Here is a 15130-nt window from a genome sequence, read left to right on the forward strand (position 1 = left end):
ACGGCAAGTGCGAGCATCCCACGATGCCGAACCTTTTCGACCTGCTGCGGGCTGCGCCGTCATCCATCAGGACTGCCGCGATCGATGCGACCGTCTTCTCAACGACTTCCTCCCTCGGCGCGCATGCGGCTCGAGATCTCTAAGCAACTTTCCCCGCTACGACGCCACGACCATTTCGGGCGAAGAGTCCCCCCCATGCGCTACCACGACGCAACTGCGGAAAATGACGTGCTCTCTGGCTCAGACCATTCGGGCTGCCTCGTCCTGACGACCATCAAACGGACGCACGCGCCGTACGCCTAACGAGTTGGAGGAAGTTAGCACAACCGTCGCGAGTGTTTCGCCGGCCCCAGCGGGTACCCAGCTGGCAGCCCGGCGGTTCAAAGTCATAGGATTTCGAATCGTTCCTGCGTCCGGTCCCATCAGCCAGGAGGAACCCCTTCTGGACAATCAGACCATTGACTCACCGGGGGCGGGGCTGACTCCGACAGGGCAGGAGAAGAACGCAGCGACCGCACCGATGTTTCCGCCCGCAGTGCCGTTACCTCGCCGCCATCTACGGTCGGCGCCCATGGTTTCGCCCCTGAAGGAAGCGAAGGCAGGGGAGGCACCCCGGGCAGGCCTGCTCCCCGAACCGGGAACCATTTAGGTTCAGGGGAGCAGGCTTTGTTGGCAACGCCTCAGGACGATCATTCAGTGGACGCATAAAGAAGGGCAACCTTACACCGGCTGGTTCTCCGGGTCGCTCTCCGGTTCACTGCGCACTCGCAAACTCGCGCCGTCCGTGCGACCAAGCCGCTCATAGTGCTCCGGCTTGGATCGACGGAAGTAAAGGGCGAGGCCGACGCCGACGAGGAACACCAGTGCGAGTGGAATGAGAAGCCAGTTGTATTGCCCGGGATCGCCACCAACCAGGAGGTGCAGCTTGATGCAAGCGAACACGACAACAGAGACCAGCGTGGTTGCCGCGATCGCCGGAGCTACATACGTCTTTAAGGCATTTTCCTGAACGCTCGAGCGGCGGACGAAGAACCACGCTATGACCGAGACCGACACGACCGCCATCAGGGACAAAACGCCCACTGATCCAATACCGATCAACTGCGCGTACAGCAGCATCTCGTCCAGGGGCAGGACGGCCATCAAGACCAGAATCAGGCCAGTCAACGCTGCCAGCGCATTGGATGACCGATGCGGGGAACGATGCTTCTCATGCACTTTCGCCAGTGGGTGAGGTAATGCGCGGTCGTAGGCCAGGTTGTAGATATAACGCGCGATCACGTTGTGGATCGACAGCGAAGCAGCAACGACGGATGTAGAGATCAACACAAAGGCGATCGGCACCAAGAACGAGGCGACGTACTGAGAAATCGACAGCGGGAACATTTCAGTAGGAGTCTCCGTGGCTACGGCCACGGCCTCGGAGCCGAATGCGGTCACAAGGGCGTAAGCCGAGATCGTGTAGAGCAGCCCCACAAAAATCACAGCACCAAACGTTGCACGGGGGATCACCTTGCCTGGGTTGCGAACCTCCTCACGGAATAGCGCCGTGGCCTCGAACCCCATGAACACCAGAATCGCGAAGAGCATCGTAACGCCGAAATCACCCTCCAGGAACTTCGTTACCGCGAACGGCTCCGCTGACAGCCCCTCCGCGCCCCCCTTGGCGAGCACAACGACATTGACGATCATGACCAGCGTGACCTCAAGGGCCATCACGATTGTCAGCACCTTGGCCGAGAGTTCGATATTGAAGTAGCCCAGGATGCTCACCCCTGCCCATCCCACCAACGCCCAAACCCACCACGGCGTTGCTGGGCCGCCCAGACTCTCCACCAGGGCGGACACCGTGATTCCGAACCATGCGTAGTTCCCGGTGTAGACGAGCAGGTAGGAGATCACGGCCAGGAAGGCAGAGCCCAGCCCGGTGATCTTTCCCAATCCCATGCTGATGAATGCGTAGAACGCGCCGGGCTTTGGGACGTGCTTGGTCATCGTCACGTACCCAACGCTGAACAGCAGCAGCACTGCAGTGGCGAGTAGAAAACCGAAAGGCGCGCCCTCACCACCGAAGAGGATCGTGAGTGGAATAAAGCCGCTAACCACCGACAGCGGGGCCGAGAAGGCCAGTACCGTCAGCGCCAATGACAAGCCGCCCATGCGGCCCGTGAGCTTGGTGTTGTACCCGTCGTTTGATTTTGCGGTCTCAAGCGACGACTGCTCCCTGTTATTCGATGTCGTCATCAGGGACTCCGTTCTCTGGAGGGGAATGGGCCGGCGATATCGCTGCGATGCTCGGACCACGATGACCTCCTGGCTTGTACTCGGAAATAAACGAGGAACAAGCGCTAAGGGGCCTTCGGGATCGGGTTGCGGCGATGTAACAGTGCCTGTGATTCGGATCACAAGATAGCGCTTAATGTATATTCAATCAACGTGAGCGTCAATGGCAACCTACTCTCAATTTTGCGGACTGTTCACGGAAGCAACCTTCTGGGAGTAGAACTCTTGAATGATGATTAAATTAGAGATACTCTCCTTGCATCCCTGTGACCGCTCGCCTTCGTCGCAATCAGCGCCATACCGGCAGGGAAATCGCCGGCGAGCACACGCCATGTAAATCTGCGAAAGGTAGTCAGCCATGCCGATGCCAGTGGGGCTCGAGCCCAATCCGACCACCGAGCGCTTCGCCGACCGTGTTTTGGAGTGGGAAGAATCGTTCGGCAGGCCCTTTGCCACCCACTACGGTGATCCAGCCAAGGAGTACAAGGCGCTGCGTGAAGCAGTCGTAGCACTGGAGTACTCGACGATCCGCAAATGGTTTGTGGAAGGACCGGATGCTGTCACGGCGGTCGACAAGGTCTTCTCCCGCGACGTCCGCGCCCTGCCCCTTGGCCGGGTGGTGTATGGCGTTTTCACAGACGCCGAGGGGTTCATGATTGAAGACGTCACCGTCTTGAAGCTGTCTCCGGAAGCCGTCCTAGTGCTCGGCGGTGAGCAGCTGACGCAGCAGCAGCTCGAGCAAGCGGCACCTGAAGGAACGACCGTCACGGATCGTCGCGCCGAGTATGCTGCCGTCTCGCTGCAGGGCCCCAACAGCCGCACCCTGCTGGCGCGGCTCACGTCAGTCGATATTTCGAATGAGGCACTGCCCTACTACGGAGCGCTTCTGGACGTACAAGTGACCGACGCCCCCGCCATGATCCTCCGACTCGGCTTCACAGCTGAGCTCGGCTATGAAGTCATGGTTCCCGTCGAGCACTCTGACACTTTGTGGGATGGAATCCTGGCCCAGCAGGACCTAGGAATTGAACTCATGGGACTGGACGCGATCCTCGTGGCCCGGACGGAAGCTGGCATGGTCATGAATGAGTATGAATACGACCGGTCTACCACTCCATTCGAATGCGGCCTGGGCTGGACGGTCGACTTCGAGAAGGGACCGTTCGAGGGAAGGGACGCCTTGTTGGCGAAGAGAAACAACGTGCCCGCGCGGCTCGTCAGCCTCGAGACGACGGCCCCGGCCGCCGGACTCGACGGCCGGCCACTGTTCGTTGACGGACAACCCGTCGGGAAAATCTCAATGGCCATTGCATCCCCGGCCCTTGGGGGAAAAACCTTGGCTTTGGCCCGTGTCGACTCCGCACATGCACGGTTGGGGACCAGCGTCCAGATCGACTCGGAACAGGGACCAGTACCGGCGGCCATCCGAAAGACCCCTGCCTATGACCCCGAGCGCACGCGCGTTAAGAGCTGAACGTGCAGCGCTACATCCTGCGACTGCGGGCCTCGGATCAACCCGGCATCATCCACACCATGGCCGGCGGTATCACCGCCTGCGGAGGAAACATCCTCGACAGCGCTCAATATTCCGACGAGTACAGCGGCCAGCTCAATGTCCGGGTTGACTTCGAATCCCATGTAGACCGCGAAGCGATCCGCGACGAGCTCATCGACCGTCTCGCACGCTTCGATCCCATTGTGGAGCTTAGGAGGCGCAGCGACCGCCGCCGAGCACTGATCATGGTCTCCAAGCTCGATCACTGCCTGGACGATCTCCTCTACCGATATCGGAGAGGAGATCTCGCCATCGAGATCCCAATGGTGGTGTCGAACCACGAGGACCTACGCGGCCTCGTTGAGGCAGCCGGTGTGCCGTTCCGCTACCTGCCGGTCACCCCGGACACTAAGCGAGTGGCAGAACAAGAACTGTCGGGACTGGTTCAGGAATGCGATGCGGACTTCATCGTCCTAGCCCGATACATGCAAATCCTCTCTGACGACTTCTGCACTCGTTTCGCAGGGCGCATCATTAATATCCACCACTCGTTCCTGCCCAGCTTCAAGGGTGCCAAGCCGTATCACCAAGCCCGCGAACGAGGTGTCAAACTCATCGGAGCGACCGCACACTACGTAACCGCAGACCTTGACGAGGGACCAATCATCGAGCAGGATGTGGTGCGCGTCGACCACCGGAGCAACGCCGACGGCCTCGTGGTGATCGGCCGTGACGTCGAGCGGAGAGTCCTTTCACGCGCGGTACAACTCCACGCCGACGACCGGGTCTTCCTCTCAGGACACCACACGGTGCTCCTAGCCTGAGCCGCAGGAGGCCGACGCGCCGCTCACCCCGCCCCCGTGCCCCCGCCCATCAGCATCATGAGAATTCGGCCACCCCTGCCGGTATCTGCAGCCCGGCCTCACGACAAGCAGTCGTCCAGGAGTGCAGCCTCCCCAAGTGTGTGGAGCCACTACCCGGGACATCGCAGAGAAAGGAAATGATGAGCGCATCGGACCCAGAACGCGGTGGAAACCGCCCCGCAGAGACTGTCGGCGGTGATGACCTCGAAACTCTTATCCGCAGGGCGTATGAGGGAGAAGTCATCGGATGTGCCATGTACCGGCGCATGATCTCAGAGGTGCAGGACAGGAACCTCGGGGCCCTCCATCTGCTCTACGAAGTAGAGCATCTGACGGCTGACGCCCTGGAACCCGTCGTCAGCCACTACGCGGTCCCGGTGGACATTGGATCGGCTGCTGCCCAGGGACAGGAACTTGCTGCCAAACTCGTGGCCCAACCGTGGGAGCAGATGTGGGGCGAGATCGTGGACCTCGCCGACGAGTATCTCCGCGACTTCAAGCGCTTGGCGACGGCCCTGCGGCACACCAAGCACGCGGCCGTGGGCCGGCAAGTCGTCGAACACGAAGAGGCGCTGATTGAGTTTGCTGCTCGGGAAGTCGGCAGGAAACCAGATCCACTAGCCCCCTTGCGTAACTATCGCAATCGATACGCTGTAGCCAGTACCAGTCAACCCGAAGACAGGAGTGAAGCCGATGCGTGAAGGTCGTGTGGGCGGCAAGGTGGCCATCGTCACCGGGGGCGCCCAGGGCATGGGCGAGGCGCACGTGCGCATGCTGTCGCAGCACGGAGCGCAGGTCGTCATTGCCGATCTCAATGAGCAGCGCGGCCAGCAGCTGGCCCAGGAGCTCGGAGACAGCGTGCTCTACGCTCCCCTCGATGTCACTGATCCTGCGCAGTGGGAGAGCGCGATGGAGGCGGCCAACGCCGGCTTCGGCGAGGTCACCGTGCTCATCAACAACGCCGGGATTCTCACACTCAACCGGGTCGACAACGTTTCCGTCGAGGACTATCGGAAGATCATCGAGGTCAACCAGTTCGGCGCCCTGCTCGGCATGCAGGCCGTCATCCCGGGTATGAAGCGCGCCGGCACCGGTTCGATCATCAACATCTCCTCCACCGCTGGCATGGTCGGCATAGCGGACAACTTCGCCTACACCGCCTCGAAGTGGGCCGTGCGCGGCATGACGAAGGCCGCCGCGCTGGAACTGGCACCCTTCGGCATCCGCGTCAACGCGATCGCCCCAGGTGAGGTCAACACAAGCATGATCGCCGAGCTGGACCTCGACGTTACCGACACTCCCATCGGGCGGTTCGGCGACTCCAAGGAAATCGCCCACCTGGCCCTCTACCTGGCCTCGGACGAGTCCAGCTACACCACCGGCGCCGACCACGCCATCGACGGCGGCTACACCGCCAAGTAAACAGATCCCAGGTCCGCATCACCCACGGCCCAAGGCAACAACGAGAGGGGCCTTCCGGAAGAACTACTCCGGAAGGCCCCTCTCCGTCTCTACGCGGCCAGCTACGGGCTCGCGGAGATCGATCCGCTCGGCGCTCAATACCGACATGACTGGCGATGGCCCGGGCGGAAACGTGACCACCATCTGCTTCTGACTCAGTCCAGGCGGCGGTCTTCCGGGGTCGGAACTCCTGGCGACCGCATACCAGAACCAGGACAGTACAGCAGGACAGAATCACGTTGCGCGACACTGGCTCAAACGACAGGCTCCGCCCCAGTCGTGGCAGGCTGTACCGTCCCCAACGGGATCATCTCCTCAGGGAGGGTCTCCATGACGTAGAGGTTGGCGGTGACTCCGCCGTCGACGAGGAGGTTGGAGCCGGTGATGGCGGTGGCGTCGTCGGAGGCCAGGAAGGCTACGGCGGAGGCGATCTCCCCGGGTTCGACCAGGCGGCGGATGGGGACGCGTTTGAAGTCGTTGAGCATGTGATCGAGGACCTTGGGGGTCGAGGTCTTGTGCACCATGTCCGTGTTAACGAAGCCCGGGGCCACACAGTTGACCCGCACGCCCCGTGGGGATAGCTCCATGGCCATGGTGCGCGCCATGCTGACCACCGCGGCCTTCGTGGCGGTATAGGCCGTGACCGGCCCGTCCGCGCCGAGGGCGTCGATCGAGGAGATGTGGACGATCGATCCGCCGCCGGCGTCGATCATTCGACGGGCGGCCGCCTGGGACATCAGGAAGGTTCCGTAGACGTTCGTCTGGAACGTGCGCTCCACCGCCCCGAGGTCTAGTTCCATGAAGGTGGGCTCGTCGAAGACCGCGGCGTTGTTCACCAGGATGTCGATTTGGCCCCACCGGTCCATGACGGTCTGGTAGATACCTTCGACCTCGGCCGGAGAGGCGATATCAGCGCTGATTGCGACGGCACGGCCTCCGGCCCGCTGGATGTTGGATGCGGTCTCTTGGATGTTCTGGACCGTCCGGCCCACGACGATGACCTGAGCCGCTTCAGCGGCCAGGCGGTGGGCGATGGCTTCTCCGATGCCGCGCCCGGCTCCGGTGACGATGGCGACGCGGTCCTTCAGGCGGGGATAAATAGTCTGGTCCATGGTCAAGTTCCTTTTGTGTTGGGGATCAAATAGGGGAGGGGGAAGCATTCCGGGACCGTGGTCCACGTGCACATCACCGAGCCGCCGCCCCCATGGCCGGCCTGGCATGATCGGGCGCCGCGACCGGGCACGCGACGACTAGATCGGGTTGCGCGCTGCCGTGAGCCATCCACCGTCGATCGCGATGTCGGTGCCATGGATGAACGAGGAGTCCTCACTCGCCAGGAATACTGCAAGCCTGGCGATGTCCACCGGCTCACCCCACCGCTGGGCGGGGGTTCTGGCGATCTCGATCTCCGAGTCCGGAAGCGTGTCGGAGCCCCCCTCGGGCAGGGTCAACCCCGTGCGCGTGGCACCGGGGGAAATGGCGTTGACGCGGATTCCCCGCCTGCCGTAGTCGAACGAGAGCTGGCGGGTCAGGCCGAGCACGCCATGCTTGGCGGCGGTGTACGGAGTGCCTCCACCGGCGGCACTATGCGCGGCGATACTCGCGGTGTTGATGATGACCCCTCCGCCCTGCTCGAGCATGCCCGGGACCACCTCCCGGGAGACCAGGAACGGGCCGGTGAGATTCACGGCGATGGTCCGGTGCCACTCATCCAGCGGAATCTCGTGGGCCGGACGGAAGCTGTCGATAATGCCGGCGTTGTTGCACAGCACATCTATCCGCCCGCCCCATTCGGTGACCTCGGCGATCGCTCGCGACACCGAATCTGGATCACTGATGTCGACCTGGATGGCAGCGGCCACTGCGCCGCCCGGCAGGTTGTCCACTGTCTCCCGGGCTCGCTCAAGGTTGATGTCAAGGGCGCCCACTCGGGCGCCCTTGACGGTGAACTCCTCCACCATTGCCCGTCCCATCCCCGATCCTGCACCGGTAACGACGACGACCTTGTTTTCAAGAGACATTTTTCCTCGGCTTTCATTTCGACCAGCGCGCAATCAGCATGGGAGTCCACAAGCAACGAATCACCGCGCCCATACATCCCTCCAGGCCCCTGCGTGAACGTGTCACGTATGGGCAGACGCTAACGCATCTATTGAACGTCTGTAAAGGGGGTGACGGTGGTGTACTCTTCTAGGCGATCGGAAGCGGTCCCCTTGGACCACAGGCCCTACCGAAGTGTGAGCCTTGACACTCTCCTTTATTTAGTGTTCATTAATTAACCAAGGGCGAGAGCGGATGGGCCGTTCTCGGAAGGGCGAGCCCACTATGAAGACCCAAAGAGCATCCTCCTCCGGCCCGTTGCCCGCCCCTATGGGGGCTCACGGGCGCCTGAGCGGACAGATGACCACCCTGCAGCTTGTGCTGACGGTGCTTGCTTTCTCGTCCCCGCTCGTCTGCCTTGCGGGGTACTTTTCCCTAACGATCATGGTGTCCGGGACGACTGCGCCCGTGGCGTTCCTTGCGGTAACCGTGCTGGTGCTGATCTTTGCTGCCGGTTATGTCGTCATGACTCGGCGGATGTCCAGGCCCGGCGCCTTCTATGCCTACATCGCCAGCGGTTTGGGCCGTCCGATGGGGCTGGGAAGCGCCTTTCTGGCCGGCGTCTCCTACACCATCATCGGCATGGGCGTGTATTGCTTCGCCGGCCTGACGGTCACCGGGTTGATCTCCTCGTTCGGTGGACCCGAAATCCCGTGGTGGATTGGCGCACTCGCGGTCTGGGTCCTGGTGGCGTTCGTCGGATACTTCAATGTGCATGTCTCGGCCAAAGTGCTCATGTGGGTCATGGCGGTCGAGGTCGGACTCACCATCATCTTCGACATAGCCGTCCTCGGCCAGGGCGGTGCTGATGGCATCGACCTGAAGCCGTTCAACCTTGCAGAGTTCACCGGCGGTGAGGCGTCGGTCGCACTCCTGTTTGCCCTCCTTGTCTTCGTGGGTTTCGAAGCGACGGCGCTCTACCGCGATGAGGTCAAAAATCCGGAAAAGACCATCGGCCGCGCCACCTACATCGCCGTCATCTTCATCGGCGTGCTGTACACCGTCACGGTCTGGGTCATGGTGCTGGCCTTCGGTGATGAAGCAGAGCAGGTCGCCGGCACCGCACCCGAATCGATGTTCGCGGTTGCCGCCGATCGATTCATCGGTCCCTGGTTCACCAACACCGTCAGCGTCCTGATCCTGACCGCGGCCATCGCGGCCATCTTGTCAATCCACAACACCTCGACGCGCTACCTGTTTAACCTCAGCGCCGACGGAGCCCTGCCCAGATACTTCGCCCGCGCGCATCCGCGCTTCCGCTCACCCTCGCGAGCATCTGTCGCCATCTCAGTCGTTGCGGCTCTCGGATTGCTCTTCTTTGCGCTCAATGGCAGTGACCCGTCGACCCTCTACGCACAGATGGCCGGCCTCGGAAACATGGGGGTGTTCGTCCTCATGTCGCTGGTGAGCTTCTCGGTGATCGCCTGGTTCCGTCGCGAAGGTCGTGCCGAAGGGGAGAACATCTGGAACATCCTCATCGCCCCCACGATTGCCGGGTGCGCCCTCGCGGCCCTCACGATCTTCGCGATGATGAACTTCGATCTCGTCGTGGGCGGCCAGCCCGGCGAAAACCTCGGATTGCTGCTGGTCTCCGGCGGTGCCTTCGTCGCAGGGGTGATCGAGGCACTGATCCTACGAAGCAAGAACCCGGCACGATATCAGACGCTTGGGCGCCACGCTGCGACCGCACCTCCGCCAGTGACCGGCCCAATGACTCCGATGACCCGAGCGCAGCAACGCCGGCAGGCCGCGTCAACGAGGACACTCAAACCCGGTGACATCGAGAACACAGGATCCGGAGGCATCCATGGAAAACACAGCACCACTCACTCAATCCGTTAGCGAGGACCGCTCAGCCCACCGATTCGGCGGGGTGGCACTGAACGGGTGCCGAACCCTCCCACCGGGGGAGGGGCAGTTGTCCGCCTACGAGTACTACCCATGGGACGATCCCGAGTTCGAACGGGATCCGAACCCCTGGTATGCACGGGCACAGGCCGAGGTGCCGGTACTGCTCGATGACACGGGCGACTATGTGGTCTCGCGCTACGACGACGTCATGGAGTTTGGGCCGATGGCCTGCATGTCCGTCGAACCCGGCTGGGATGCGGCGGGCCCATGGTCGGTGGCCAGCTCCACGATCATTGGCAGGGACGCTCCTGATCACACCCGCCTGCGGCGCCTGACGACCAAGTGGTTCGCCCCGAAGGCCGTGCGCGAATGGGTCACCACCACAGCCTCCGTCACCCACGAGATCCTCGACCAGATGCAGGAGAACACCCTCGACGGCTGGCTCGACCTGTCGATCCTGCCGACCCACCGCACCATGTGCCGCGTGCTGCAGGTCGACGACGCGGACGCCACCGAGGTGATGACCGAGATGGCGGACACGATGCCGATGCTCTCGGCACGGCCACGGCCGGGAACGCTCGAACAGGCCGCAGAAGGCTTCGACAAGCTCGGCCAGCGCACGGACGCGTTCCTGGAAGCCCGACGGAGTACACCCTCCGACAGCCTCACCGACGCCCTGCTGGAAGCCGAACGCGAGGGCAAGATGTCAGCCGAGGAAATGCGGGCCACCGCCCTCATGTTCTATAGCCTCGGCCACATGGACATCGGCTACCTCATCGCCGCAGGCCTGCGCGTCTTCGCGGAACTACCCGAGGTCTATGCGGCGTTCCGGGACCACGAAGAGACCCGGGACGCCATCATCAACGAGGTCGTCCGATACGACCCGCCCGAGCTGTCCTTCTATCGCACTACGCTGGAGGACGTCACCATCCGCGGCGTGCAGATCCCGGCCGGGTCCCGCATCCGGTATATGATCGGCGCCGCGAACCGTGACCCGGAGTTCTTCGAGGACCCGCACCGGTTCGACTTCCGACGGCCGCAGGAACACAGCAAGAACCTCTCCTTCGGCCTCGGTCCGCACACCTGCGCTGGCCAAGGCTATGCGCGCGCCCAGGCACGCATGATCTTCGAGGCGGTCGCGTCCCGGTTCGCCTCCATCGAGTTGGCCGGTCCCTTCGAAATGAACAACGCCGACTTCTCCCGCCACTTCACCAAGCTGCCCCTCCGCTTGAACAACTGAGGGTCAAGGTCGCCCGTGGGCCACGGCCGGAATCCAGTAAGACGATGAACACATCTAGTAACGCCGATTTACCGGCTCCGGCCCTCTTACTGACGTCGACGGGCAGCATCGTCGGGCAAACACCACAACTGCACGTGAACGGAGATTGACATGAATGAAAAGTCGCTTTTTGAACCGATAGACCTCGGTGCCTTCTCGTTGTCCAACCGCATCATCATGTCGCCCATGACACGCAGCCGAGCCCTGGCCGACGGCCGTCCCGGCCCCTCGGCCCAGCTGTACTACGCCCAGAGAGCATCGGCGGGGTTGATCATTTCGGAAGGGATTGCGATATCTCCCGAAGGTGTGGCCGATCCGGACATCCCGGGCCTATGGACGACCGCCCAGGCACAGGCGTGGAAACCTATCACCGAGGCTGTGCACGAGGAAGGCGTGAGCATTGTCGCCCAGTTGTGGCACTCGGGACGGGCCTCTCACCCCACCCTCCAGCCAGAAGGCAAGATCCCTGTCGGCCCGTCGTCGATCGCCGCGTCGGGCTTTACCTCCAGCCATGAGGGGCCCGTTCCCTACGTCACGCCTCGTGCGCTCGAAACCGATGAGATCCCAGCCATCGTGGAACAATTCGCGGTGGCTGCTCGTCACGCTCGGGCAGCAGGCTTTGATGGTGTGGAACTGCATGCAGCCAACGGTTACCTCATCGATCAGTTTCTCCACGACAGCGCCAATCAGCGCACGGACCGCTACGGCGGCAGCATCGAGAACCGCGCGCGTCTGCTGCTAGAGGCTGTCGACGCGTTGATCGACGTAGTGGGGGCAGATCGGGTCGGTGTCCGTTTCTCACCCAGTAGCATCTTTCAGGACATGTTCGACACCGACCCGATCGGGCTCTACACCTACGTGTTCGAAGCCCTCTCTCCGCGCGCCCTTGCCTATGTCCACCTTGTCGAGCCGCGCATCGCAGGAGATGAAGCGGCAGCCGAGTCTAGTGAGACACCGATCATCGACAGCTCGTGGGCGCGCAAGAAATACCGCGGCCGCTTGATCGGTGCAGGCGGCTACAACCGGGAGAGCGCCCTTCGCGTCGTGCAGGAGGGCAGCGTCGATGCCGTGGCATTCGGCCGCCCCTTCCTCGCGAACCCAGACCTACCGGCCCGCTTTGCTGCCAACGCACCGCTCAATAAGTGGCGGCGCGATACCTTTTATGGCGGCGATGACCGCGGCTACCTCGACTACCCTTCGCTGGAAGCCGAACGCCTCCTCGACGATCTGCGCGAAGGACGCATGGCACTGGCTCCCGGCTTGCAGCTCGACTTCCAGACACCACTGAAGGATTGGTCTTTAGCCTGGGCGCAACAGCACCTGCCGGCCCGGGTCTGACCCAGATCCCAGCATGCCGGGCGCCTCCGGCTGACCGGGCTGAGCTACTTCGCCCTGGATGGCACCGTCGCTACATCGCTTGGGGCAGCCGCCATGCCACCGACCCACGACTTCGCAAGGTCATCACCCGGGCCGCAACCATCAAACGCGTAAGAGTTACCTGACGCGGTACTAGGTCGAGTGCTGGCACCACCCCTGCCACGGCAGCTGAGGCGGGGCCGCCACTGCGGCTCGGGAGCATCGCCCTCGAGTGATTATGGACTCGCGTACGCTCCGGCACTCTCAAGACGACACCCAGCCACTCGTTATCGCTTGTTAGGGGATGGTCTTGAACATCCCATGGAGAACGGCGACAACGCCGCAACATTGCTGTGTACGCAAGAATCGATCGCATGCTTGTCCGTTGACGAAAGGCATGTGATCCACTTAACATGTATTCAAGAGGTGCCGGTGAGATGCCCGGCTGACGACATCAGCGCCGACGCCCATCCAAGCCACGCACCACGGTGGCCAGCGTTGAGCATGACGCGACGGTCTGTGCGTTCAACTGGCACACGGGCAGCCCGCGGGCGTCCGGCACAGTCCCGCAGATCAAAACACCGATAGAGGAGACACTGTGACAACGACGCAGCATGCGATCACACCATCCGCCGACGAAGACCTCCTGCCCTGGCGCGACCCGGAGTTCATCAAGGCGCCCTGGCCTTGGTTCGCACGAGTGCGCGAAGAGTACCCGGTTCTGAAGCTCGAGGACGGCTCGTTTGTCATCACGCGGTACGAGGACGTCACCGAACACCTCAAGAGCACGTCGCTGGTGGCCGTGCCGCCGGCCGGCATCGGTGACAGTCCGTGGGCCTCCAACCTCCACTCTGTGCTGCTCACCGAAGGGGAGCAGCACAGCCGGATCCATAAGTCCTTCCGCAAGTGGCTCACGCCCAAGGCCGCTAAGGGCATGGGCGATGTCGCCGCTGAGACAGCTCGGGCGGCGCTCGACAGAGTAGGCCCGGACGGCATCATCAATGCACACCGAGAGCTTGGCGTGCAGCCGGCCCAGGACGCCATGGCCGCTGTGTTGGGGATTCCCCGTGAGGACGGCATGCCCTACATCCTGGCCACCAACCAGACGATGGACGCGCTCGGCTGGGAACCGACGGACGAGGAGAAGACCCGCGCCTGGGACGGTTTCGGGTTCATGATGTTCAACGCGGATCGCTTGATCAAGGAGAAGAGAAAGAACCCCGGTGAAGGGCTCCTCGACGAGATGATCAGGATCACGGACGAGGGTGGCCTGACCGATCGGGAGCTCAAAGAATCGCTGCAGATTCTGTGGGGATCCGCCGCCCACAACCCGGGCTACACCATGGCCTCGGCACTGGCCGACATGGCCGCTTATCCAGAGGCATGGAAGGCCTATCGGGAAGACCCTGACACGCGTACCGCAATCATCAACGAGGCGTTCCGGCGTGCCCTGCCAGAGGTGCTCGTCGATCGATACACCACTGAACCCTACGAAATCCGGGGATTCATGATTCCTCCCAACACCATGGTTCGGTTCATTCTTGGGGCAGCAGTCCGCGATCCGGAGGTCTTTCGCGATCCTGATGGATTCGACTGGACTCGCCCACCGTCAGCCAGCATGGCCATCGCTTTCGGAGCGGGCACCCACAGCTGTTGCGGGCAAGCCGTCGCACGGATTGAGATGCGTGCTGTGCTCGATGTCCTCGCCGAGCGGGCCGAGAAAATCGAGATCGTCGGAGAGCCGGAGTGGGTCTTTTCCGACCGGCATCGCAACTGCGAGGGACTTACAGTACGGCTTTCCTGACCAGTCGGGGGCGGCCGTCTTGACATCATGGCGGCCGCCTCTCACTCCTCGGCGCCGTCATCTGCGCCGCGGCTATGGCAGGTCCTGCGGCCAAGAACTCGCGCACCCGGATCGCTCGCCTCCCGTCAGAAACATCAAGGCCGACGGGGCTGGCTCGAACCGGTCCACCCAACTGCTGACGTGACTGGAAGCAGTACGGCCTTCCCAGCTCAGGATAGTTACCACGCAGTGGGCCTCTAGGGCTCTACTCTTCGTCCTGCCCTCACGCCGGCGGGCAGCCTCAGGACGGAAGTTCATATCGTCACCGCGACCGTCGGCAAGGACTTCGCCTCCGCAGGAGATGGATTTCTACTCCGGATCCGCACCGGTGACCGGGAGATCGACTACTTCAATCCTCGGCAGCCATCCCTTCGAGTCAGAAGGGTGCTAAGGCCGGAAACGCGCCGAGGGGAAACGCAGCAAACAGGCGTTGATTCCCTTGGCCAGACGCCGCTGCCCTGCCCTCTTCGCCATGCTCCGCGACCTGACAGTCGAGACACGCCACTTAAGGCGGCCGGATCCCTTGCGGAAGAAATATGAGTCACCCCTGGGTGGATCCGGGCGACCCCTAAAGCGAAGATGTAGCCCGGAGCGAGGTC

At 62.5% G+C, this 15130-nt stretch carries 11 protein-coding genes and 1 pseudogene; 9 read left to right on the forward strand and 3 right to left on the reverse strand.

What is annotated here, in order from left to right; translation table 11 throughout:
• Positions 1-720 precede the first annotated feature (720 nt).
• A complete protein-coding gene (locus tag AC5RUK_RS13615) occupies positions 721-2244 on the reverse strand; it encodes an APC family permease (RefSeq protein ID WP_494152491.1) in 1524 nt (507 codons plus the stop codon).
• Between the two features lie 397 nt (positions 2245-2641).
• Between AC5RUK_RS13615 and AC5RUK_RS13620 the strand changes: the two genes are divergently transcribed.
• From AC5RUK_RS13620 to AC5RUK_RS13635, 4 genes are all read left to right on the forward strand, one after another.
• Positions 2642-3757, forward strand: coding sequence for an aminomethyl transferase family protein (locus AC5RUK_RS13620; protein ID WP_494074426.1), 1116 nt, complete (start codon positions 2642-2644; stop codon positions 3755-3757).
• Between the two features lie 2 nt (positions 3758-3759).
• Positions 3760-4602, forward strand: a complete 843-nt coding sequence (gene purU, locus AC5RUK_RS13625; protein WP_494152492.1) for a formyltetrahydrofolate deformylase — start codon at positions 3760-3762, stop codon at positions 4600-4602.
• A 305-nt stretch (positions 4603-4907) separates the two neighbouring features.
• Positions 4908-5342: a hypothetical protein gene (locus AC5RUK_RS13630; protein WP_494074424.1), complete on the forward strand. Its 435-nt coding sequence runs from the start codon at positions 4908-4910 to the stop codon at positions 5340-5342.
• Positions 5335-6063: a glucose 1-dehydrogenase gene (locus tag AC5RUK_RS13635; RefSeq protein WP_494074423.1), complete on the forward strand. Its 729-nt coding sequence runs from the start codon at positions 5335-5337 to the stop codon at positions 6061-6063. The genes AC5RUK_RS13630 and AC5RUK_RS13635 overlap by 8 nt, the downstream gene beginning before the upstream one ends.
• A 293-nt stretch (positions 6064-6356) precedes the next feature.
• On the opposite strand, the gene AC5RUK_RS13640 is transcribed toward AC5RUK_RS13635, so the two are convergent.
• Together AC5RUK_RS13640 and AC5RUK_RS13645 are read right to left on the reverse strand one after the other, a co-directional pair.
• Positions 6357-7214 (reverse strand): SDR family NAD(P)-dependent oxidoreductase, encoded by an 858-nt coding sequence (locus AC5RUK_RS13640; protein WP_494074422.1) that lies wholly within the window; start codon positions 7212-7214, stop codon positions 6357-6359.
• A 138-nt stretch (positions 7215-7352) separates the two neighbouring features.
• Positions 7353-8123: an SDR family NAD(P)-dependent oxidoreductase gene (locus AC5RUK_RS13645; protein WP_494074421.1), complete on the reverse strand. Its 771-nt coding sequence runs from the start codon at positions 8121-8123 to the stop codon at positions 7353-7355.
• Positions 8124-8502: 379 nt separating this feature from the next.
• On the opposite strand from AC5RUK_RS13645, the gene AC5RUK_RS13650 reads away from it, so the two are divergent.
• From AC5RUK_RS13650 to AC5RUK_RS13670, 5 genes and pseudogenes are all read left to right on the forward strand, one after another.
• A complete protein-coding gene (locus AC5RUK_RS13650) occupies positions 8503-10044 on the forward strand; it encodes an APC family permease (protein ID WP_494152493.1) in 1542 nt (513 codons plus the stop codon).
• 76 nt (positions 10045-10120) lie between these two features.
• Positions 10121-11293 (forward strand): cytochrome P450, encoded by a 1173-nt coding sequence (locus AC5RUK_RS13655; protein WP_494152494.1) that lies wholly within the window; start codon positions 10121-10123, stop codon positions 11291-11293.
• Positions 11294-11443: 150 nt separating this feature from the next.
• On the forward strand, positions 11444-12670 hold the full coding sequence (locus tag AC5RUK_RS13660; protein ID WP_494152495.1) for an alkene reductase: 1227 nt from the start codon (positions 11444-11446) through the stop codon (positions 12668-12670).
• Between the two features lie 616 nt (positions 12671-13286).
• Positions 13287-14492 carry a cytochrome P450 gene (locus AC5RUK_RS13665; RefSeq protein ID WP_494074418.1) on the forward strand — a complete coding sequence of 402 codons (1206 nt, stop codon included), beginning with the start codon at positions 13287-13289 and terminating at the stop codon, positions 14490-14492.
• 249 nt (positions 14493-14741) lie between these two features.
• A pseudogene (locus tag AC5RUK_RS13670) lies at positions 14742-15021 on the forward strand (IS110 family transposase); the annotation flags it as partial.
• Between the last annotated feature and the right edge of the window lie 109 nt (positions 15022-15130).

It is taken from the genome of Arthrobacter sp. Y3223065 (genome assembly GCF_059090885.1).